This is a genomic window from Shinella sp. R2-11, assembly GCF_055330205.1.
In genome coordinates, this window is sequence record NZ_JBVAPC010000004.1 from 308,558 (window position 1) to 329,906 (window position 21,349).

The 21,349-nt window shown below is 66.1% G+C and carries 21 protein-coding genes; 1 reads left to right on the forward strand and 20 read right to left on the reverse strand.

What is annotated here, in order from left to right; all coding sequences use genetic code 11:
* Positions 1 to 5: 5 nt before the first annotated feature.
* From ACZ1A1_RS13355 to ACZ1A1_RS13425, 15 genes are all read right to left on the reverse strand, one after another.
* Positions 6 to 677, reverse strand: a complete 672-nt coding sequence (locus ACZ1A1_RS13355; protein ID WP_463620420.1) for an urease accessory protein UreF — start codon at positions 675 to 677, stop codon at positions 6 to 8.
* Complete coding sequence (gene ureE / locus ACZ1A1_RS13360; protein ID WP_463620316.1) at positions 661 to 1,125, reverse strand: urease accessory protein UreE; 465 nt, start codon at positions 1,123 to 1,125, stop codon at positions 661 to 663. Before ureE ends, ACZ1A1_RS13355 begins: the two co-directional genes overlap by 17 nt.
* Positions 1,126 to 1,137: 12 nt before the next feature.
* Positions 1,138 to 2,844 (reverse strand): urease subunit alpha, encoded by a 1,707-nt coding sequence (gene ureC / locus ACZ1A1_RS13365; protein ID WP_463620317.1) that lies wholly within the window; start codon positions 2,842 to 2,844, stop codon positions 1,138 to 1,140.
* A 2-nt stretch (positions 2,845 to 2,846) separates the two neighbouring features.
* On the reverse strand, positions 2,847 to 3,482 hold the full coding sequence (locus tag ACZ1A1_RS13370) for a Urease operon accessory protein (RefSeq protein WP_463620318.1): 636 nt from the start codon (positions 3,480 to 3,482) through the stop codon (positions 2,847 to 2,849).
* Between the two features lie 11 nt (positions 3,483 to 3,493).
* Entirely contained in the window at positions 3,494 to 3,919 is a 426-nt protein-coding gene (locus ACZ1A1_RS13375) for a lysozyme inhibitor LprI family protein (protein WP_409530003.1), read from the reverse strand.
* A gap of 1 nt (position 3,920) precedes the next feature.
* Positions 3,921 to 4,226: an urease subunit beta gene (locus tag ACZ1A1_RS13380; RefSeq protein ID WP_313193634.1), complete on the reverse strand. Its 306-nt coding sequence runs from the start codon at positions 4,224 to 4,226 to the stop codon at positions 3,921 to 3,923.
* A 7-nt stretch (positions 4,227 to 4,233) separates the two neighbouring features.
* Complete coding sequence (locus ACZ1A1_RS13385) at positions 4,234 to 4,488, reverse strand: DUF1272 domain-containing protein (RefSeq protein ID WP_463620319.1); 255 nt, start codon at positions 4,486 to 4,488, stop codon at positions 4,234 to 4,236.
* A gap of 4 nt (positions 4,489 to 4,492) precedes the next feature.
* Positions 4,493 to 4,795 (reverse strand): urease subunit gamma, encoded by a 303-nt coding sequence (locus tag ACZ1A1_RS13390; protein WP_313193636.1) that lies wholly within the window; start codon positions 4,793 to 4,795, stop codon positions 4,493 to 4,495.
* 20 nt (positions 4,796 to 4,815) lie between these two features.
* On the reverse strand, positions 4,816 to 5,655 hold the full coding sequence (locus ACZ1A1_RS13395; protein WP_463620320.1) for an urease accessory protein UreD: 840 nt from the start codon (positions 5,653 to 5,655) through the stop codon (positions 4,816 to 4,818).
* A gap of 187 nt (positions 5,656 to 5,842) precedes the next feature.
* Positions 5,843 to 6,961, reverse strand: a complete 1,119-nt coding sequence (locus tag ACZ1A1_RS13400) for a branched-chain amino acid ABC transporter substrate-binding protein (RefSeq protein WP_415212627.1) — start codon at positions 6,959 to 6,961, stop codon at positions 5,843 to 5,845.
* Between the two features lie 110 nt (positions 6,962 to 7,071).
* Positions 7,072 to 7,416 (reverse strand): DUF6867 family protein, encoded by a 345-nt coding sequence (locus ACZ1A1_RS13405; RefSeq protein ID WP_313193639.1) that lies wholly within the window; start codon positions 7,414 to 7,416, stop codon positions 7,072 to 7,074.
* Between the two features lie 26 nt (positions 7,417 to 7,442).
* Positions 7,443 to 8,168: an ABC transporter ATP-binding protein gene (locus ACZ1A1_RS13410; RefSeq protein WP_313193640.1), complete on the reverse strand. Its 726-nt coding sequence runs from the start codon at positions 8,166 to 8,168 to the stop codon at positions 7,443 to 7,445.
* Positions 8,165 to 9,064: an ABC transporter ATP-binding protein gene (locus ACZ1A1_RS13415; protein WP_463620321.1), complete on the reverse strand. Its 900-nt coding sequence runs from the start codon at positions 9,062 to 9,064 to the stop codon at positions 8,165 to 8,167. The genes ACZ1A1_RS13410 and ACZ1A1_RS13415 overlap by 4 nt, the downstream gene beginning before the upstream one ends.
* Positions 9,064 to 10,455 (reverse strand): high-affinity branched-chain amino acid ABC transporter permease LivM, encoded by a 1,392-nt coding sequence (gene livM, locus ACZ1A1_RS13420; RefSeq protein ID WP_415213964.1) that lies wholly within the window; start codon positions 10,453 to 10,455, stop codon positions 9,064 to 9,066. The genes ACZ1A1_RS13415 and livM overlap by 1 nt, the downstream gene beginning before the upstream one ends.
* A gap of 3 nt (positions 10,456 to 10,458) precedes the next feature.
* Complete coding sequence (locus tag ACZ1A1_RS13425; RefSeq protein ID WP_119256827.1) at positions 10,459 to 11,361, reverse strand: branched-chain amino acid ABC transporter permease; 903 nt, start codon at positions 11,359 to 11,361, stop codon at positions 10,459 to 10,461.
* 407 nt (positions 11,362 to 11,768) lie between these two features.
* Between ACZ1A1_RS13425 and cysQ the strand changes: the two genes are divergently transcribed.
* Entirely contained in the window at positions 11,769 to 12,563 is a 795-nt protein-coding gene (gene cysQ, locus ACZ1A1_RS13430; RefSeq protein WP_463620421.1) for a 3'(2'),5'-bisphosphate nucleotidase CysQ, read from the forward strand.
* Positions 12,564 to 12,689: 126 nt separating this feature from the next.
* Here the strand turns inward: cysQ and ACZ1A1_RS13435 are convergent, their stop codons facing one another.
* The 5 genes from ACZ1A1_RS13435 to ACZ1A1_RS13455 all read right to left on the reverse strand — a co-directional run bounded on the left by ACZ1A1_RS13435 (position 12,690) and on the right by ACZ1A1_RS13455 (position 20,964).
* Positions 12,690 to 15,788 carry an efflux RND transporter permease subunit gene (locus tag ACZ1A1_RS13435; protein WP_463620322.1) on the reverse strand — a complete coding sequence of 1,033 codons (3,099 nt, stop codon included), beginning with the start codon at positions 15,786 to 15,788 and terminating at the stop codon, positions 12,690 to 12,692.
* Positions 15,785 to 16,858: an efflux RND transporter periplasmic adaptor subunit gene (locus tag ACZ1A1_RS13440; RefSeq protein WP_463620323.1), complete on the reverse strand. Its 1,074-nt coding sequence runs from the start codon at positions 16,856 to 16,858 to the stop codon at positions 15,785 to 15,787. The genes ACZ1A1_RS13435 and ACZ1A1_RS13440 overlap by 4 nt, the downstream gene beginning before the upstream one ends.
* Positions 16,855 to 17,925, reverse strand: a complete 1,071-nt coding sequence (locus ACZ1A1_RS13445; RefSeq protein ID WP_463620324.1) for an efflux RND transporter periplasmic adaptor subunit — start codon at positions 17,923 to 17,925, stop codon at positions 16,855 to 16,857. Before ACZ1A1_RS13445 ends, ACZ1A1_RS13440 begins: the two co-directional genes overlap by 4 nt.
* 207 nt (positions 17,926 to 18,132) lie before the next feature.
* Complete coding sequence (locus tag ACZ1A1_RS13450) at positions 18,133 to 18,411, reverse strand: hypothetical protein (RefSeq protein ID WP_463620325.1); 279 nt, start codon at positions 18,409 to 18,411, stop codon at positions 18,133 to 18,135.
* A gap of 228 nt (positions 18,412 to 18,639) precedes the next feature.
* Positions 18,640 to 20,964, reverse strand: a complete 2,325-nt coding sequence (locus ACZ1A1_RS13455; protein ID WP_463620326.1) for a methyl-accepting chemotaxis protein — start codon at positions 20,962 to 20,964, stop codon at positions 18,640 to 18,642.
* Positions 20,965 to 21,349: the final 385 nt, after the last annotated feature.

Sequence of the window (21,349 nt, forward strand, 5' to 3'; positions counted from 1 at the left end):
CGCCTTCATGAGCGGAAGAGCCGCGTCGGCAGGGTCTCGTGCCGAAGGCTGGCAATGTCCGCGCGGATCGCCGACGTGCCGAGGTCGTCCAGCGTCGACCGTGCCGCCGCATCCGCCAGTGCGAGGATCAGCGCCTCCAGCCCCGCAAGCACGGCAACGCCGTCCTTCTGGCCGATGACGCCGCAGCGGATGGCGACGGACACGAGATTGGACGCGACCGCGTGGAGATAGGCGGCAAGCGCCGCTTCCGCTCCAATGCCATGGCCGGCCGAAACCGCGCCGACCACGACCGGATAGGCCGCCGCCTCTCCGAGAAGTGCAAGGACCGGATGCGGCCAGCTTGCCGCGGCGGCAAGGAAGGCGCCGCCCTGCAGCATCGTCTCGCGGTGCCGTTCCGCCGAGCCCGAAAGGGCCTCGGCAAGCTCCGTCACCGCCGCAAGCCGTGCCGCATCGCCCGCCGCGCCATGGGCTTCGGCAAGCAGCACCGCATCGTTCCAGAGGGCGCCATGCGCAAGAAGGCTCGCGAGCCAGGCGCGCAAGGTGCTCGCATCCTGTACGTCGCCATCGGCAACCGCCTGCTCCAGCCCGCCGGAATAGGAGAAGGCGCCGACCGGGAAGGCGGGCGACAGCCATGTCATCAGCCGGACGAGCGCCGCGGTATCAGCCATGGCCGTGATGATGGTGCCCGTGGCCATGATAGGCGCCGCGCAGCGGATGGAACGGCTCGCAGACCTCGCGCACCGTCGCGCCGAGCCCCGCCAGCATGTCGCGGATGACGTGATCGCGCAGGATGAGGATGCGCTCGCCCTCGATCTGCGCCGGCAGATGGCGATTGCCGAGATGCCAGGCGAGTTCGACGAGGTGCAGCCGGTCCTTCGGCGTCACCTCGTAGAGCAGCTCTTGCGCGGCGATCACCTCGATGGTCTCGCCCGTCTCGGTGAGAAGCAGGTCGCCATGGCCGAGCTGCACCGGCTCCTTGAGGTCGAGCATGACGACATCGTCATGCTGCATGTGGAGCAGCTTGCGGCGCACATGGCGCTGGTCATGCGTCAGCACGACGACATCGATGGGTTTATGGTCGCCGCCGGCGCCATGCCGCAGGATCCGGGTGGAACGATAGGGCACGGGAACCTCGTCTCAGAACAGGAAATAACGCTGCGCCATGGGCAGCACGGTGGCCGGCTCGCAGGTGAGCAGTTCCCCGTCGGCCCGCACCTCATAGGTCTCCGGGTCCACCTCGATATGCGGCGTCAGGTCGTTGAGGATCATCGACGCCTTGGAAATGGCGCGCGTGTTGCGGACGGCGATCAGTTGCTTGTCGACGCCGAGGCGTTCACTGAGGCCAAGGTCGATGGCGGCCTGTGATACGAAGGTGACGGAGGAATTCGTGCGCATCCTGCCATAGGCGCCGAACATCGGCCGGTAGTGCACCGGCTGCGGCGTCGGGATCGATCCGTTGGGATCGCCCATCGGCGCCATGGCGATGGAGCCGCCGAGGAGCACCATGTCCGGCTTCACGCCGAAGAAGGCCGGCGACCACAGGACGAGGTCCGCCCGCTTGCCGACCTCGATCGAGCCGACCTCATGGCCGACGCCATGGGCGATGGCGGGGTTGATCGTGTATTTGGCGATGTAGCGGCGAATGCGGAGATTGTCGTTGTCGCCTGTTTCGCCGGCAAGCCGGCCGCGCTGGCGCTTCATCTTGTCGGCAGTCTGCCACGTGCGGATCGCCACCTCCCCGACACGGCCCATGGCCTGGCTGTCGGAAGAGACGACGGAGAAGGCGCCGATATCGTGCAGGATGTCCTCGGCCGCGATGGTCTCCTTGCGGATGCGGCTTTCGGCAAAGGCGATGTCCTCCGGGATCGACGGCGACAGGTGGTGGCACACCATCAGCATGTCGAGATGCTCGGCGATGGTGTTGACCGTATAGGGCCGCGTCGGATTGGTGGAGCCGGGAATGACATTGGGCTGGCCGCAGACCTTGATGATGTCCGGCGCATGGCCGCCGCCCGCGCCCTCGGTGTGGAAGGCGTGGATGGTGCGGCCCCTGATGGCCCCAATCGTATCCTCCACGAAGCCGCCCTCGTTGAGCGTGTCCGTATGGATCATCACCTGGACGTCGTAGTCGTCCGCGACGGAAAGGCAGCAGTCGATGGCCGCCGGCGTCGTTCCCCAGTCCTCGTGCAGCTTCAGGCAGGAGGCGCCGGCCCGGATCATCTCCTCGAGGGGCGCCGGCAGCGACGCATTGCCCTTGCCGGCAATGGCAAGGTTCATCGGGAAGGCGTCGAAGCTCTCGATCATGCGCTCGATATGCCATGCGCCGGTGCAGGTGGTGGCAAGCGTGCCATGCGCCGGGCCGGTGCCGCCGCCGAGCATCGTCGTGATGCCGCTTGCGAGCGCCTCCTCGATCTGCTGCGGGCAGATATAGTGGATATGCGTATCCATGCCGCCCGCCGTCAGGATCCTGCCCTCCCCGGCGATCGCTTCCGTCGACGGGCCGACGACGATGGTGACGCCCGGCTGCGTGTCGGGATTACCGGCCTTGCCGATGGCGGCGATGCGCCCGTCCTTCAGCCCGACATCCGCCTTGAAGATGCCGGTATGGTCGATGATCAGCGCATTGGTGATGACGGTATCGACCGCGCCCTCCGCCCGCGTCGCCTGGCTCTGGCCCATGCCGTCGCGGATGACCTTGCCACCGCCGAACTTCACCTCGTCGCCATAGATGGTGAAATCCTTCTCCACTTCGGCGAAGAGTTCCGTATCGGCAAGGCGCACCTTGTCGCCCGTTGTCGGGCCGAACATGCCGGCATAGGCGGCGCGGGACATTCTGTAGGACATGGTCAGCTTCTCCGGGAGGCGGAAGGAGGATCGAGACGTTCGAGGCGGCCGGCGGCGATGCGGGCATCCACCCAGCGCCGCTCCGCGGCGAAGGGATGCCACATCCAGCCCTCATGGCCGAAGCCGGCAAGGGACACCCGGTCGCCGGCCCCAGCCACATTGTCGAACACATGGGCGATGACGATGAGCCCGGAACTCGGCACCACATAGGGCGCCGGGTCGAAGGCCCGGAGCGAGGCGACGACCGCATGGTGCACGGCGGCCGGAACGACCTTCAGGCGCCGGCCCGTCATCGCGGCGAAGGTGCGGAAGCCGTCGGTATGATCATCGCAGAAATCGTCGAGGTCCGGGTGGCTTTCGGCGAGCGGCGCACGCAGCGCGGCGAAGACCTGCGAAGCGCGCACGCACCAGATTTCACCGGCCTGCCGCACGGTCTCGCTCGCCTTCCATCGCCCGCCGGCCAGCATCTCCAGCGCCGGGCGGCCGGTATTGCACACGGCGACGATGTCGGTCTTGCGACCGCCGCGCCCCGCCGAGCGGCACCCGTTGAAGCGGATCACCATGTCCGCGGCGTCGATCGTTCCGGCCACCCCTTCCGGGATGTCGCCATTGCCAACGATGACGATCCTGCGCGACACCGATGGGCTCCTCAGTTTTCCTGCTCGTAGACGGCTTTCAGTTCCTCGGTGCGCTTGCGCGTGAGGTCGGCAAGGCAGCCCGAGACGAGCAAAGGCTCCCCCGTGCCGCCGCGCATGGGAAAACCGGCAAGCTCGCACTGGCCGTCGCGATAGCCGATCCACGCGCGCTGGGCGTTCTTCAGCGCATTGACGGCGCCGACATATTGCTCGCCCATGTCGCGGGCGTCCGCGTCCATCGTCTGCGCCGCGGCCATCGCCTTGCGATAGGCGGCGTTGAGCGCCTCGTCGGCCTCCTCGTAGTCGCGGCGGGCGCAGATGTTCATATCCGCCTGGGTCATGGCGTTGTCGCAATCGACCTCGGGCTCGTCCTCCTGCGCCATTGCGAAGGCGGATGAAAGGAGGAGCGCCGCGGAAGCGAGGAGAAGATGGCGCCGCATCTCAGAGCTTCCCCATCACGCGCTGGCGAAAACCGTAGATCTCCCGCTTGCCGGCAAAGGGGATGAGCCGGACCGTGCGGGTCTGGCCGGGCTCGAAGCGCACGGCGGTGCCCGCGGGAATGTCGAGCCGCAGGCCCCGCGCCTTCTCGCGGTCGAAGGAAAGGCCGGGATTGGTCTCGTAGAAATGGTAATGGCTGCCGACCTGGATCGGCCGGTCGCCGGCATTGGAGACGTCCAGCTCCGTCACAGGCAGGCCGGCATTGAGTTCGAGCTCGCCTTCGGCGGCGATGATTTCACCCGGGATCATGCTTTCCTCACGCAGCTTCTGCCGGCCCGCAGCCTTCGGCTTTCAGGACCCGCTTGGTGGATGCCGGATATTTCGCAAGAAGCGCCGCCGGCCGGATCGGCCGGGGCACGAAGTCGCCGCCGCAATTCGGGCAGACGCCGCCGAGGACGCCCGCCACGCAATCCGCGCAGAACGTGCATTCGAAAGTACAGATCATCGCCTCGCGGCTCTCTGGCGGAAGGTCGCGGTCGCAGCATTCGCAGTTCGGCCTGATCTCGAGCATGAGCCTACCGTATCGGTTCGTGGACGGTCACGAGCTTCGTGCCGTCGGGAAAGGTCGCTTCCACCTGCACATCGTGGATCATCTCGGGGATGCCCTCCATGACCTGGTCGCGCGTCAGCACATGCGCGCCCGCCTCCATCAGGTCGGCCACGGAGCGTCCGTCGCGCGCGCCCTCCACGACGAAATCGGTGATGAGGGCGATCGCCTCCGGATGGTTGAGCTTCACGCCGCGCTCCAGCCGCTTGCGCGCCACGATCGCCGCCATGGCGATCAGCAGTTTGTCCTTTTCGCGGGGTGTTAGGTTCATGGGCGATCCATCGGTTGCGACTAGAGACTCCAGACTTTCGGCACGCCCGCGCCATCACGCAAGTGCGAAATGACAGGAAGCAGCTTTTTTCTGAGGGCAAAGCCGTCTTCGGCGATCACGCGCGCCACGAGCTTGTCCTGCCAATGGCTGACGCCGCCGTCCAGACCCTCCAGCAGGCGGCGCAGCGGAGCGAGATGCGCCTCGGCCCCCGCGCCGCAGAAGAGCACCGTGGCGAAGGCGCGGGCGCCGGCAAGCACAGCCCGCTCCCCCGTCAGCGCCGCGATGTCGCCGTCGAGCCGCACCTCTTCCACATGGATCAGCCGGCCCGCCCGGCGGATGCGCCAGCGGTCGCGGAAGGCGCCGGCCTCCACCCGCTCGCCCATCGCCTTGCGCCCGAGCAGCACGGCTTCGACCGCAAGGAAGGTCGCATCCTCCGCAAGTTCGACTTCCAGCCGGCGTGCGAGCGCCGAGCGGTCGAAGAGGATGGTCTCCTGCGGCAGCCAGTCGACGCGTGCTCCCGCCCCCGCCACGATGCGGGTCTCGACCGCGGCCGCGGCGGAGCCGGTCGCCTTGTAGATCCGTTCGCAGGCCTGCGTCGTCGCGGTAAGGCGCGTGCCGGCGGCGGCGTCGAGCCGCCAGTCGATCTGGTCGCCGCCCGTCAGGCCGCCGGCGGTATTGATCAGGACCGCCTCCATCGTGCCGTCGAATGTCCGCGGCAGGCGGATCTTGGCGCAGCCCTCCTGATAGAACACGTCCAGCCGCGTGCCGGCGGCAGAGGCCTTCGTGACGAGCCTGCCCTCGCCCCGCGCGCGCTGCGGACGGGCGACCGGAACGGAAACGTCTGGAATTTTTGCGATCATCGTGCGGAGCGGAATCCCGGGAGGCCGGATCAGGCCCGGCTCTTCCATATGTCCACGATGCCGACACCCGCGCAAGCGGCGACGCGCGTGCCCGGCCTTTTCGCCCACGAAAAAGCCCGGCGCGAAGGCCGGGCCGAAATCGAGGCGGCCGGGCGGCGTGCATGCGCCGCCCGTTCCGGAACGAGGACTATTCGTTCTGGGAGTAGGTGTACTTGCCGTCTTCACCCTTCTTCCAGGTGTAGAGGACGTAGTCCGGACGGGTGATGTCGCCCTTCTCGTCGAAGCTCAGTTCGCCGATGACCGTGTTGAACGGACCCTTCGACTTCAGGGCTTCGGCCACGGCCTGCGGGTCGTTGCCGCCGGCTGCCGCTGCTGCCTGCGCGATGACCTGAACGGCCGCGTAAGCGTAGAGCGTGTAGGCTTCCGGCTCGAAACCGGCAGCGCGGAACTTCTCGACGAGCTCCTTGGCGGCGGGGTTCTTGCGCGGGTCCGGAGCGAAGGTCATCAGCGTGCCGTCGACGGCGTCGCCGGCGATCGAAGCCAGTTCGTTCGAAACGATGCCGTCGCCCGAGATGAACTGGGCCTTCAGGCCCTGGTCGGCGGACTGGCGCTCGATGAGGCCGAACTCGGTGTGCAGACCGCCCCAGTAGACGACCGTCACGCCGGCTTCCTTCATCTTGGCGATGAGGGCCGAGAAGTCCTTGTCGCCGACATTGACGCCTTCATAGAGGGTCTCGGTGACGCCGGCTTCGTTCATGAACTTCTTGGTTTCGTCGGCAAGACCCTGGCCGTAAGGCGTCTTGTCGTGCAGAACGGCAACCTTGGCGTCCTTGAAGTTGGCCGCGATGAAGGAGCCTGCCACGGAGCCCTGCTGGTCGTCACGGCCGCAGGTACGGAACGTGTTCCACAGGCCGCGCTCCGTATAGGTCGGGCTGGTGGCGGCCGGCGAGACTTCCAGGATGCCGTTTTCGGCATAGACTTCCGAAGCCGGGATGGAAACGCCCGAGTTGAAGTGGCCGACAACGAACTTCACGCCGTCAGCGACGAACTTGTTGGCGACCGAAACGCCCTGCTTGGCGTCCGAAACGTCGTCGCCGATCGAGACCTTGATCTGTTCGCCGTTGATGCCGCCGGCTGCGTTGAGGTCTGCGATCGCCTGCTCGGCGCCCTTCTGGATCTGTGCGCCGAAGGCGGCGTTGGGGCCCGTGATCGGAGCACCGATACCCAAAAGCACATCGGCCCAGGCGCTGCCGCTGAAAGCGACCATTGCAGCCAAAGCAACAGCCGACATGAGAGACTTCTTCATATTATTACTCCCAATTTGAAGCGGGTTGATTTCGACCGGTCGCAACACCCGCATTCATTGCGCCGGTATCGTCGTTCCGCCGCCGGGGCCGGCAGCGGTGTTCCCTCTGATTATTTGGCTTTCCAGGAGAAGGGCGAGGCCTTTTCGTAGAGCCAGTAGTAGATGTTGGTCATCTGCCGCGTACGGTAGTAGCGATAGCCGAGTGTAGCAAACAGCAAAAGCACGACGGTGTCCACGGCATAGTATTGCACCGTGAGCATGGTGCCGTGGAAGAGCGCGTGATGGATGAAGCGGATGGCAGCGCCGAGCAGCAGCACGTAGATGACGAGCGTGCCGTAGCTCTGCCAGTTCTCCGCGACGCTCTTGCCGGTGCGCCAGGCCGTCCAGCCGCCCATGATGACGGTGATGAAGAGGAACTGCCAGATCGACGGTTCTTCGTAGAGAATTCCCTGCATTGTCCTGTCTCCCCTGCCGGACCCGTCTAGTGCCTGCCGCCTTCGAGATAGGCGGCGCGCACTTCCGGATTGGCCAGCAGTTCCTTGCCCGAGCCGCTCATCGTCACCTGGCCGTTGACCATCACATAGGCCCGGTCTGAGAGCTTGAGGGCGGCAAAAGCGTTCTGCTCGACGAGGAACACGGTCAGGCCCTGTTCCTGGTTCAGCACCTTGATGGCATCGAAGATACCCTTGACGATCAGCGGCGCGAGGCCGAGCGAGGGCTCGTCGAGAAGCAGCAGCTTCGGACGGGCCATCAGCGCGCGGCCGATGGACAGCATCTGCTGTTCGCCGCCCGAAAGCGTGCCGCCGCGCTGGCCCTGGCGCTCCTTGAGGCGCGGGAAGAGCGTGAAGATCTTCTCCACGTCCTCGTTGAAATATTTCAGGTTGTCGAGGCTCGCCCCCATCTGGAGGTTCTCGTAGACCGTCATGCGCGGGAAGATGCGGCGGCCTTCCGGCGACTGGGCGATGCGGCGGCGGGCGATGAGGTGCGTCGGCAGGCGCGTGATGTCCTCGCCGTCGAAGGTTATGGTGCCGGCGCGGGCCTGCGGGCTGCCGCAGATCGTCATCATCAGGGTCGACTTGCCGGCGCCGTTCGCGCCGATCAGCGAGACGATCTCGCCCTTGTTGACCTCGACATCGACACCGGCCAGCGCGCGGATATTGCCGTAATAGGTCTCCACGCCCTTCACGCTGAGAAGCGTATCGCTCATTCCTGCGACCCTCCCTCAGTGCTTTCGATCTCTTCGATTTCCTCGATCACCTCTTCGACCTCATCATCTTCGACACCGAGATAGGCCGCGATAACCTTCGGATCGTTCTTCACATGCTCCGGCGTACCGTCGGAGATCTTCTGCCCGTATTCGAGCACGACCACATGGTCGGAGATCTCCATGACGACCGACATGTCGTGCTCGATGAGCAGGATCGACGTGCCGCTGTCCTTGCGGATGGAGCGCAGCAGTTCGTTGAGCGCGAGGGATTCGCGCGGGTTGAGGCCGGCCGCCGGCTCGTCGAGGCACAGGAATTCCGGCCCCGTGCACATGGCGCGGGCGATTTCCAGGCGCCGCTGCGCGCCATAGGGCAGGTCGCCGGCCGGGTCGTCGGCGCGCTCGATGAGGTTCGCCTTCTCCAGCCAGTGCCTGGCGACGTCGATCGATTCCGCCGAAGCCTTCTTGTAGGTCGGAAAACCGAGGAGGCCGAGGAGCGTGTAGCCGGACGCTTTCATCAGCTTGTTGTGCTGGGCGACGAGCAGGTTCTCCAGGACAGTCAGGCCCGAGAAGAGCCGGATGTTCTGGAAGGTGCGCGCCACCTTGGCGTCGCGGGTGATCTCGAAATCCGCCATGCGTTCGAGCAGGAACTCCCTGCCCTCCTTCTGGCGCATGGTGATCATGCCCATGGTCGGCTTGTAGAAGCCCGTGACGCAGTTGAAGACCGTGGTCTTGCCCGCGCCGTTGGGACCGATCAGCGCGGTGATCTCGCCGCGCTCGGCCTCGAAGGAGAAGTCGTTGATGGCCATCAGGCCGCCGAAGCGCATCGACAGATGCTCGACCTTGAGAATGGGATCTTTCGTCATCGTATGGGTCGCTGTATCCGTGCCGGGCGCCATCAGCCGTGCCCTTCCTTGGTGAAGCTGCCGGAGACGGCCTTGCGCTCCTTGAGGAAGGCGGTCGGCTCACGGCTTCCGACGAAGCCGCGCGGCTTCCAGACCATGACGGTGACCATGGCGAGGCCGAAGATCAGCATGCGGTAGAGTTCCGGGGTGAAGTCGGGCCCGAAGACCTGCTTGAGGAACTGCATCTCGCGCAGGAGCTCCGTGCCGCCGACCATGAGGGCCGCGGCGACGGCGATGCCGACCAGCGAGCCCATGCCGCCGAGGACCACGATGGCGAGGATGATCGCCGATTCGAGGAAGACGAAGCTTTCCGGCGAGACGAAGCCCTGGCGCACGGCGAAGAACGAGCCGGCGAAGCCGCCGAACATGGCGCCAGTGGCGAAGGCCGTCAGCTTGGTCGTCACCGTGTTGATGCCGAGCGAGCGGCAGGCGATCTCGTCCTCGCGCAGCGCTTCCCAGGCCCGGCCGATCGGCATGCGGCGCAGGCGGATCGTCACATAGGCGGTGAGCAGCGCCAGCGCCAGGATGAGATAGAACAGGAAGATCTTGTAATAGGCCGAGGACATCGGCAGGCCGAAGACCTTGGCGAAATTGTTCGGCGCGGAAACGTCGAAGGACCAGATGCCGAAGACCGAGGCCTTGGGAATGCCCGAGACGCCGAAGGTGCCCTTGGTGACCTCCGTCCAGTTGATGAGGACGAGGCGGATGATCTCGCCGAAGGCGAGCGTAACGATGGCGAGGTAGTCACCCTTCAGGCGCAGCACCGGGAAGCCGAGGATCATGCCCCAGAAGGCGGCGAGGATGCCGGCCATCGGCAGCAGGATCCAGAAGGACAGGCCGAAATACTGCGACAGCAGCGCATAGGAATAGGCGCCGACCGCATAGAAGGCGACGTAGCCGAGGTCGAGCAGACCGGCAAGGCCGACCACGATGTTGAGACCCCAGGCGAGCATCACGTAGATGAGGATCTGGATGCCGAAATTGTCGACCCATTTCAGCGAGCCCTGCACGCCGAAGATCGCGATGGCGAGGAAGGGATAGATCAGCAGGAACGCGATGGCGATCTTGCTGAAATTGCGCTTGAAGAAGCTCTCCTCGACCTCCGCGGCCGGCTTCGCCGCGGCGGCGGCCTTGCGGGCGGCCATCCAGGGGCGCAGATAGGCGACGGTGAGGAAGCGGCCGACGGCGGCGACGATCACGAAGATCGCCAGCAGCCCCCAGCGCTGGTTGAGCACCAGCTCGTTGCGGATGTTCTGGGTGGTCTCCAGGCCGACGAAGAGGACGAAGAGGCCGAGCGAGACGAGGCCGGCGAAAAAGCCTTCGCGCAGAGCCCGCGCCGTCAGGTTCCCGCCGGCGCTCTCATTGGTATTCGAAATGTTGGACATGGATCAAACCTTCTCGACTTCCGGTCGTCCGAGAATGCCGGACGGCTTGAAGATCAGGACGATGGCGAGGATGGAGAACGTCGCGACGTCCTTGTAGTCGATGGTGAAGTATGCGGACCACAGGCTCTCGATGAGGCCGATCAGCATGCCGCCGAGCACGGCGCCCGGCAGCGAGCCGATGCCGCCCAGCACCGCGGCCGTGAAGGCCTTGACGCCCGGGATGAAGCCGTCGGTGAAGACGGTCACGCCGTAATACATCAGGTACATGGTGCCGGCGACGGCGGCGAGCGAGGCGCCCATGATGAAGGTCACCGAGATCGTTCGGTCGACGTCGATGCCGAGCAGCGCCGCCATCTTGCGGTCCTGCTCGGTGGCGCGCTGGGCGCGGCCGAGCGAGGTCTTGTTGACGATGTACCAGAAGGTCGTCAGCAGCACGACCGTCAGCACCATGATGATGATCTGCTTGAGCGAGATCGCGATGCCGAAGACATTGTAGACCGACGAGACCAGCGGCGGGATCGGCTTGTTGCGCGGGCCCTGCGTCACCTGGATGAAGTTCGACAGCGCGATCGACATGCCGATCGCCGTGATCAGCGGGGCAAGCCGGAACGAGCCGCGCAGCGGCCGGTACGCCACCTTCTCGATCGTCCAGTTCCACAACGACGCCGTCAGCATCGCCGCCGCGATCATCACCAGCAGCAGGATGACGACCGGAAGGCCGGCAAACACGCTGGTCAGGATCAGGAAGGTGATGAGAGCGGCAAATCCGCCGAGCATGAAAATATCGCCATGCGCGAAGTTGATCATGCCGATGATGCCGTAAACCATGGTGTAGCCAATGGCTATCAGGCCGTAAATCGAGCCAAGAGTCAGCCCGTTCACGAGCTGCTGCACGAAGTATTCCATATATACAATCCCCCGGATGCGGTTCCTGACGGCCGCATCTCTTTTTCTTGCCGCTCATTTTAGAGCTTGTTCGACAAAGGGATTCCATACCGCTTTCGAGACAAAAGGGAAGCCCAAAATGCCCGGATCGACAATTTCTTTGGCCGGAAGCGTTAAATGGCGCGTTTAACGCCACGAAAACCAAAAATTCGGCAGCGAAATCGGCATTTTGCCCCGAAAGATGCGGGCAATCGCGACACGCCTGTTCCAATGTGGAACACACGTCTCACCGCGTCGCGAATCCACCGGCAGATCATGGCTGCGCGCCTTGCTTGCGAGGTCGTCCACCGGCGTACCGGCGATGCGCCACATTGCTTTCGCCCCATGCCGGGGCTAAGGCATGAGCCATGCAGAGCGACCTCGAAGAGCTGAGACGGGTGATGGAAGACGCGGCGCTTGCCGCGGGCCGCGCCATCATGACGATCCGCGGCGACGGGGCGGACGTGCACTACAAGCCCGACAGCTCCCCGGTGACGGAAGCCGACGAGGAGGCCGAGCGGCTGATTCTCGCCGCCCTGCTGACGCACTTTCCGGCCATCCCCGTCGTTGCGGAGGAGGCGGTCGCGGCCGGGCTGGTGCCGGACATTTCCGGCGGTCTCTTCTTCCTCGTCGATCCGCTCGACGGCACGAAGGAATTCGTCGCCGGGCGCAGCGAGTTCACCGTCAACATCGCCCTCGTCGAGAACGGCGTTCCCATTGCCGGCATCGTCTATGCCCCGGCGCTGTCGAACGGCTTCACCGCCGTCGACGGGCGCGCCGAAGGCTTCACGGTCGACGGCGGTGCGATCGTCGAACGCCAGCCCATCGGCTGCCGCAGCCGCGGCAGCGCGCTGACGGCCGTCGCCAGCCGCTCGCACGACACGCCCGAGACGGCGCGCTTCCTCGACGACCACGGCATCGACGCCTGCACCGCCATCGGCTCGTCGCTGAAATTCTGCCTCGTCGCCGAGGGCCTCGCCGACGTCTATCCCCGCTTCAGCCGGACGATGGAATGGGACACGGCGGCGGGCGACGCCGTGCTGCGCGCCGCCGGCGGCGAAACGCGCATGCTCGACGGCACGCCGCTCACCTACGGCAAGCGCAACCAGCCCCAAGACGCGGATTTCGCCAATCCGAACTTCATCGCGGCAAGGACGGGCTGGAGCTCCGGCGGGGGAAATTGACCTGCCCCCAATCCCGGCATCATGCTCGGGCGAGAGCTCAAGCGTCGCGACGCAAGCCGCACGACGCGCGTCACGCCCTGAAAGCTACGCTAAGCAAGTCACATCGTGCCAATTACACCGCACACGTCACACCGCCGGGAGCGGCTCGACGGGTTCGGGTTCCGGCGCAGGCGCCTCCCCGTCCCTGTCCTCCGGCTTGATGCGGAACCAGGCGATGTAGAGCGCCGGCAGGAAGAGCAGCGTCAGCACCGTGCCGACGATGATGCCGCCCATCATGGCATAGGCCATCGGCCCCCAGAACACTTCGCGCGAAATGGGGATGAGCGCCAGGCTCGCCGCCGCCGCCGTCAGCATGATCGGCCGCATGCGGTGCTCCGTCGCCTCGCGCACGGCATCCCAGGCATGCATGCCCTCCCGCCTCAGGTCCTCGATCTGCACGACGAGGATCACCGAGTTGCGGATCAGGATGCCGATGAGCGCCAGCACCCCGAGGATCGCCACGAAGCCGAGCGGCGCCCCGCTGCCGAGGAGAGCTATGACCACCCCGATGAGCGCCAGCGGCGCCACCGCGAAGACGAGGAAGAGCCGCGAGAAGCTCTGGAGCTGCAGCATCAGGATCGTCGCCATGGCGAACAGCATCAGCGGCACGACGGCGACGATGGGCGCTTGGCTGTTGGCGCTTTCCTCCACCGTGCCGCCGACGACGACCTTGTAGCCGGAGGGCATGCCCTGCCGGAAGCTCTCGACGTCCTTGTCCATCTGCGAGACGATGGTGGCCGGCTGCACGCCGCCGGTGACGCTCGCCTTGACGGTGATGGTGGGCTGGCGCGACCGGCGCCAGACGACCGGCTGCTCCATCTCGTAGCGGAAGTTCGCGACGGCCGCGAGCGGCACCGAGGTACCGTTCGCCGTCGGGAGCTGGAGCTGGCGCAGCGTCTCGATGGACTGGCGCTCGTCCGCCCGCGCCCGGCCGATGACGTCGATCAGGTAGACGTCGTCGCGGATCTGGGTGACGGTCGTGCCGCCGACGACGCCGTTCAGCGCCGAGGAAATGTCCTGCGAGGTCACGCCGAGCTGGCGGGCCTTGTCCTGCAGCACATCGACCTTCACGACGCGGGCCGGCTCGTTCCAGTCGTAGACGATGTCGCCGAGATGGTCGTTCTTGCCGATGAGTTCGCCGAAGGCGAGCGCCTGCTTGCGCACTTCCTGGATGTCCGGCCCGCTGACGCGGTACTGGATCGGCCGGCCGACCGGCGGGCCGATGTCGAGGAGCTTCACAAGCGCGTCCGTCCCGACGAAGGTCTTGCGCAGGTAATCCTGCAGGTCCGCCTTGAGACGGTCGCGCGCCTCCAGGTCCTTGCTGACGATGACCGTCTGGCCGAAGGCCGGCGACGGCGGCTGCACGTCGAAGGAGAGCAGGAAGCGCACTGCGCCCTCGCCGACATAGGAGGACCAGCGCTCGATATCCGGATTGCCCTTGAGCTTTTCCTCCTCGAGTTTCGCGATCTGCGCATTGGTGTCGGCGATCGAGGCGTTCTGCGGCAGGCCCCAGTCGATCACCAGTTCCGGCCGGTCCGAGGACGGGAAGAACTGCTCCTGCACGAAGCGCATGCCGAAGACCGAGACGAAGAAGATGAGCACGGTCGCGACGATGGTCGTCCACTTCCAGCGCATGCAGGTATCGAGGATGCGCGCGAAGGTGCGGGCGAACCAGCCCTTCTCATCGTGATGCTTCTTCATGCTCTTCGGCAGGATGGTGACGCCGAGCAGCGGCGTGAAGATCACCGCGACCACCCAGGAGACGACGAGCGAGATCGCGATGACGACGAAGAGGCTGAAGGTGAACTCGCCGGCCGCGCTGTTGTTGAGGCCGATCGGGATGAAGCCCGCCACCGTCACCAGCGTGCCGGTCAGCATCGGGAAGGCGGTGGAGGTATAGACATAGGTCGCCGCCTTGCGCAGCGAATCCCCCGCCTCCAGCCGCGCCACCATCATCTCCACCGCGATCATGGCATCGTCGACGAGAAGGCCGAGCGCGATGATGAGCGCCCCGAGCGACACGCGCTGCAAGGATATGTCGTCGTAATACATGAAGACGAAGGTGATGCCGAGCGTCAGCGGGATGGAGAGTGCCACGACGAGCCCGGCGCGCATGCCGAGGCTGACGAAGCTGACGACGAGAACGATCGCGACCGCCTCGAAGAGCGCGCGGGTGAAGCCGGAAACGGCCTCCTCCACCACCTTCGGCTGGTCGGAGACGAGGTGCACGTCGACGCCCACCGGCAGCTCGTGCGAAAGCTGCTCGATCTCCTTCTCGACGGCCGCGCCGAATTCCAGGAGGTTCGAGCCCTGCTTCATGCCGATGGCAAGGCCGATGGCCGGCTCGCCGTTGAAGCGGAAGAGCGAGGACGGCGGGTCCTGGTAGCCGCGGGTGATGGTGGCGATGTCGCTGAGGCGGAAGAAGCGGTTGTTGACGCGAAGGTTCACCTCGCGAAGGCTTGCCTCCGAGGTGAACTGCCCGCCGACGCGCACGGCGACGCGCTCGCCGTCGCCCTGCACCACGCCGGAGGGCGAAATCGCGTTCTGCGCCTGCAGCGTGGCGACCACCTGCTGGGTGGAGATGCCGAGCGCGGCGAGCTGGCGCGTCGAGAATTCGAGATAGATGACTTCGTCCTGCGCGCCGATGAGATTGACCTTGCCGATATTCGGCACGGTGAGCACGCGCCGGCGCGCATCCTCCACATAGTCGCGCAACTGGCGGGAGGTCAGGCCGTCGGCGGTGAAGGCGTAGATATTGCCGAAGACGTCGCCAAAACGGTCGTTGAAGGCGGGGCCGACGACGCCCGAGGGAAACTCCCCGCGAATGTCGTTGATCATGTTGCGGACGGTCAGCCAGGTCGGCGCGACGTCGCGCGCGCGGGTCGTCGGCTTCAGGTTGACGAAGACGAGCGTCTGGCCGGGCGTCGTGATGCTGCGGCTGAAATCGAGCGATTCCAGTTCTTCCAGCTTGCGCTCGATGCGCTCCGTCACCTGCCGCGTCGTCTCCTCCACGGAGGCGCCGGGCCAGGCCGCGCTGATCGTCATCGTCTTGATGACGAAGGACGGATCCTCCTCGCGGCCGAGATTCTGGTAGGTGAAGAAACCGAGCAGCGCGAAGACGATCATGAAGTACCAGACGAGCGAAGCATGTTCGAGCGCCCAGTCCGAAAGGTTGAACTTCTTCATAGGCTTGCCTCGTCCTCGATCTTCACTTTCTGGCCTTCTTCAAGGCTGTGCACGCCGGCGGTGACGACACGGTCGCCCTCCTTGATGCCGCTCGTCACGGCAAGGGAGCGCCCGGCGGTCATGCCCGTCTCGACGGGCACGAGATGCACCTCGCCCTTGCCCACATCGACCAGCCAGACATGCGGCTTGCCGTCCTTGGTGAGCACCGCGCTTTCCGGCACCATGAGGGCGGTGAGGTCCGGCCCTTCGAGTTCGGCGGTGATCGTCGTGCCGAGCCGGACCGTATCCGGCGGGTTCTCCAGCGCGATCTTGACGCGCCGCGTGCGGGTCGCCGCATCGGCGGAAGGGGCGACCTCGCGCACCACGCCCTTGACGGTGACGGCGGGATTGATCTGCAGCGACACCTCGAAGCGGCTGCCGACGGCAACGCCGCCCGAGGTTTCCGGAATGTCGACGACCGCATCGCGCTCGTCCGGCCGCGCGACGGTGACGATGGCTTCGCCCGGCGAGACCGTCTGGCCGACTTCCGCGCCCGTCGCCACCACGACCCCGTCGAATTCGGCCAGGATGCGGGTATAGGAAAGCTGCTCTTCCGCCTTGACGAGTGCCGTGCGCGCCCGCGTCACGCCGGCATCGGCCGCCTCGCGGGACTGCTCGGCGCTCTCGACGGCCGCCTTGGCGGCGGCGTTCGACTGGAGCAGCGTCTTCTGCCGCTCCTGGTTGGCGACGGCGCTCGCAAGCGTCGCCTCCGCGCTGGAAAGCTCGGCGCGCGCCGAGCGGACGGCAAGCTCATAGGCCGTGGCGTCGAGCACGGCGAGCACATCGCCCTTCTGCACCAGATCGCCGACATGGACGCTGCGCGAGACGAGGCGGCCGGCGACGCGCGAACCGAGCGCGGCCTGAACCTTCGCCTGCACCGTGCCGGCAAAACGCGTGCCGGGCAGCGCGGAGGGCGCGACGACCAGCGACAGCACCGGCCGGGGCGGCGCGGCCGCCTCCTCTTCCTTCTTGCAGCCGGCAAGCGCCAGCGCGGCGATAACGGCGATGGCCAGCGGAACGGACATCCTCATTGGGCGCCTCCTTCGAGGGCGGTGACGGTCTGGCCGGGCCGCAAGAGCTTCGTGCCGTCGGCGACATAGGTCTCGCCTTCCTCGATGCCGCCCGAAACGAGCGCCGAGCCGGTCTCGAAGGAAAGCACCTCGACCGGGCGAAGGCTGACGGTGTTGTTCGCCTTGTCGACGATCCAGAGCGCGGGCCTGCTGCCGACGCCGGAGAGCGCCTGCCACGGCACGACCGCGACGCGGCGGGGCGCGAGCGAGCCGACGCCGACGACGGACGCGCCGAGCGTCATTTCCGGCGGCGTCTGGTCCATGGCGATCTTGACGCGCACGGTGCCGGTCTGCGTGTCGATGGTCGGGGAAACCTCCCGCACATGGCCGGTCGTGCGGACCTTGTCGTCGCTGAGCAGCGTGACGATCACGCCCTCCTTGGAAGGCTGCTCGAAGAAGAGCGATTCGTAGACGTTGAAGACGGCGTCGCGCGGGCCGGTATCGGCGATGGTGAACATGGTCTGCGCCGCCTGCGCCACCTGCCCCGCCTCGGCAAGACGGGCGGTCACGATGCCGTCTGCCGGGGCGCGCAGCTCGGTGTAGGAAAGGAGTTCCTTCGCCGTATCGCTCTGGGCGACGGCGGCCTCGCGGGCGCTTTCGGCCGTGCGCAGCGCGGTCTCCGCATCGTCGAAGTCGCGCCGCGTGCTGATGCCGTCGTTGAGGAGGGATTTCTGGCGGTCGAAATTGGCGCGGGCGAGCTTGAGCTGGGCCTCGGCGGCGCGGATGCCGGCCTCCCCGGCCTCCACATCCGCCTTCTGCTCCTCTGGATCGAGGCGCGCCAGGACCTGGCCTTCCTTCACCGCGTCGCCCACGTCGACGAACCAGCCGGTAATGCGCCCGCCGACGCGGAAGGAGAGATCCGTCTCCACCCGCGCCACCACCTCGCCGGTGATGGTGACTGTCTGCTCGCGTTCCTCGAAATGGACCGGCGCCGTGCGCACCGGACGCGACGCGCCATCGGCAAGCGCCGGCATGGCCGTGGCGGACAGCAGCAGCGCTGCCAGCATCATTCTGCCCGATCGGGTCATCGTCGTCTCCACCGTTGCAGAACCCATTTAGTGTGGGTCCTCATTATATCGCGAAGAGCAGACTGGCAAGCCTTCACACCATCAGGCGTTGAACATGCCGGGACAGAGTGTGGCGAAGTCTTGCCAAAAAGCCAATCGGGGGAAGGTGCTGTGGCGGAAAAAGAGAAGAGGTCCATTCGCGTCAGGCACGCAGCCGCCGCCCGCCCGTCAGACGAGAAAGCCGCCGGGCCGCCCGGAAACGTTGGTGTTTCTCTGCAGCGGCACGGCGGCTTTACCGGAGCGCCGTTTTCCAGCGCTTCTAGCGGTCCCCTCTGGACCTTCCCCAAGGAAAGCAGGAAGCGTGCCAAACTTGGAAGGTGAAAAACAAATAAGTAAATTCAACGGCTTGTAATTTTTCCGCCACGGCAAGGCGACGAGGGGCGCCAACTCGATCTGTTCAAAAGCTGAGCAAAGCCTAAATCCTGAGCGCAAAAGAAGGGCGCCCATCGCCGGACCGCATCCATACTGCCGACGCAGTCCGAAACCCTCTCTTCCGTCATGCTTGGGCCCGGTTCGGGCATCTACACCGTCTCGATCTCTCGGTGCGTTCATGGATCCTCGGCTCAAGGCCGAGGATGACGTCGGTGGGTGGTACAGGGTTTATCAACAAATCGAGGGGCGGCCCTTGGCGGACCGCCCCTCTCCCCAGCCCCGGCTCCGTTCCCGGCGGCTATCTCAGAATTCTTCCCAGTCCTGCGCCGCAGCGCCCGCCGCGGCCGGCTGTCCGCCACCGCCGAAGGCGCGGGCGAGCTTGCTGCCGAGGGCCCGCGCGCCGGAGGCGACCGGGCGGTGCTCTGCGGGCGAGGCCACGGCGGGCCGTGCGTCGGCGGTCCCCATTCCGAGGCGGAACTGGGCGATCAGCGTGTTGAGGGCCGAGGCCTCGGTTGCCAGCGCGTGGCTTGCCGCCGTCTGCTCCTCCACCATGGCCGCGTTCTTCTGCGTGCCCTGATCGATGGAATTGACCGCCGAGCTGATCTCGTTGAGGCCCGTCGACTGCTCGCGCGCCGAGCGCACGATCGCCGCCACGTTCTGGTCGATCTCCTGCACCTGGTCGACGATTTCAGAGAGCGCCGAGCCGGTCTCGCCGACCAGCGCGACGCCGAGATGCACCTGCTCGCCCGACTTGGTGATGAGCGCCTTGATCTCCTTGGCGGCGTTGGCCGAGCGCTGCGCGAGCTCGCGCACTTCCTGCGCGACGACGGCGAAACCCTTGCCGGCTTCCCCTGCCCGCGCCGCTTCCACACCGGCATTGAGCGCCAGCAGGTTGGTCTGGAAGGCTATCTCGTCGATGACGCCGATGATGTTGGAGATTTCGCGCGAGGAGGCCTCGATGCCGCTCATCGCATCCACCGCCCGGCGCACGACGTCGCCGGATTTTTCCGCGCTGGCGCGGGTGCGCTCGACGAGCTGGCCGGCATCCTCCGCCCGGCGCGTCGCATCCTTGAGCGAGGTGGTGATCTCCTCCAGCGCCGCCGCCGTCTCCTCGACGGAGGCCGCCTGCTGTTCGGTGCGCTTGGCGAGGTCGTCGGAGGCCGTGCGGATTTCCGCCGAGCCGGCCTGGATGGCATTGGCGTTGCTGCCGACCGAGCGAAGGGCCGATTGCAGCTTCTCGACGGAGATGTTGAAGTCGTGGCGGACCTCATCGAGCGAGCCGGCGAAGGCCTGTTCGATCCGGTGCGTCATGTCGCCGTCGGCGAGCTTCTGCAGCCCGTCGGCAAGCGCCTCAACGGCCATGCGGGTCTGGCGCTCGCGCTCCTCGGCCTCCCCGGCGCGCTGGCGGCGCTCTTCCTCGGTCAGCGCGCGGTTCTGCTCCGCCTCGCCTTCGAGGCGGATCTTGGCGAGCGTCGCATCACGCAGCACGGCCAGCGACCGGGCCATTTCACCGATCTCGTCCTGGCGCTCGGATTCCGAAAGGTCGACATCCGTGCGGCCGGCGGCGATCTCGCTGGTGGCGACGATGACCTTGCCCAGCCGCCTGCGGAAGCGGGCCGCCAGCAGCCAGCCGATCGCCACCATCAGCCCGGCGGCGATGGCGATGACGACGGTCGAGGTGAGCGCCAGCGCCGAAAGATGCGAGAACAGCACCGATTTCGGCACGGCGACGACGGTGAACCATGTGGTGCCCGGCACCAGCGGCACCGGTACGGCGACGGCGATCGACGAGACGCCCTCGGCATCCTTGATTTCCATCGCCTGTTCCGGATTGGCGAGCATCGCCTTCCAGACATCGACGTCGAGGCCGGAATCGGCAAGCGACTTGCCGAGCGCGGTCTGGTCGGGATGGCTGATGACGCTGCCGTCCTGGCTGAGCAGCGCGACATAGCCCTCGCCCAGCGGCTTCAGCCGCGCCATGTCGGCGGCGAGCGAATCGAGCGCGATGTCGACGCCCGTCTCGCCCTTGAATTCGCCGTCGAACAGGAGCGGCACCATGAAGGAGGTCATCAGCACGTTCTTGCCGCCGATGACATAGCTGTAGGGCTCGGTCAGGAAATCCTTCCCGGTCGCCTTGGGCACCTGATAGTAGTCGCCGGGGCCGGGCTTGTCGTAGTCGACCAGCGCCTCCATGCCGACCTTGCCCTCGTTGCGCACGAAATAGGGAATGTAGCGGCCCGTCGCGTCGTGGCCCGGCTTGTTCCGGTATTCCTCGTCCTTGCCGTCGAAGGCATTCGGCTCCCAGCCGGTGCTGACGCCGAGCGCATAGGGATTGTCCGCCATCAGGCGGTCGAAGATGCCGTTCATCGCCTCGCGGCTCGGCGTACCCGTCGCCTTCACCGCATAGAGGGTGGAGCGCATGTTCCAGCTCAGCGCCTTGACCTTGGAGAAATAGGTCTCGACCTTGCCGGCGCTCGCCTCGGCGGCGTTCACCATTTCCGAGATCGATCGTTCCTCCACCGCCCGGTAGGACAGCCAGAGCAGAACGCCCGCGGTCGCGACGGTGGTGGCAACGCCGGCCGCCACGATGGCGAACATGTTCCGGGCAGTCGCAGTCTTTGGCAGCATGAAACGTCTCCTTGCATCCGGGCATGCAAGCACGCACCGGCAATCGTCGGGAAATGGCGGAAACATGCCGGCGGGCGCGGCGAAACAGAGACGAAGTCATTTCGCAGACCCGGAGCGTAAGCGCGTACTGGTTTATGAAACGATAAAATTCGAATGAACGATATCCGGAACGAAATGCCGGTCGGCGCGCTCTTCCCGCTGGGCGGCTTTTCAGGGCGTCGGAGCGCATTTCGCGGCGCCGGCACGCTCGGGAGGGTCGTTCGGGAAAAGTGAACGATGCGTTCGCCCCACCCGGCCTTCCGGCAGGCGGCGCAAAGGGCGATATTCGCCTCAATGCGAGGCGCCGAAACCGGCGCCGCACCCGAACATCCCGGACGGTTCCGGG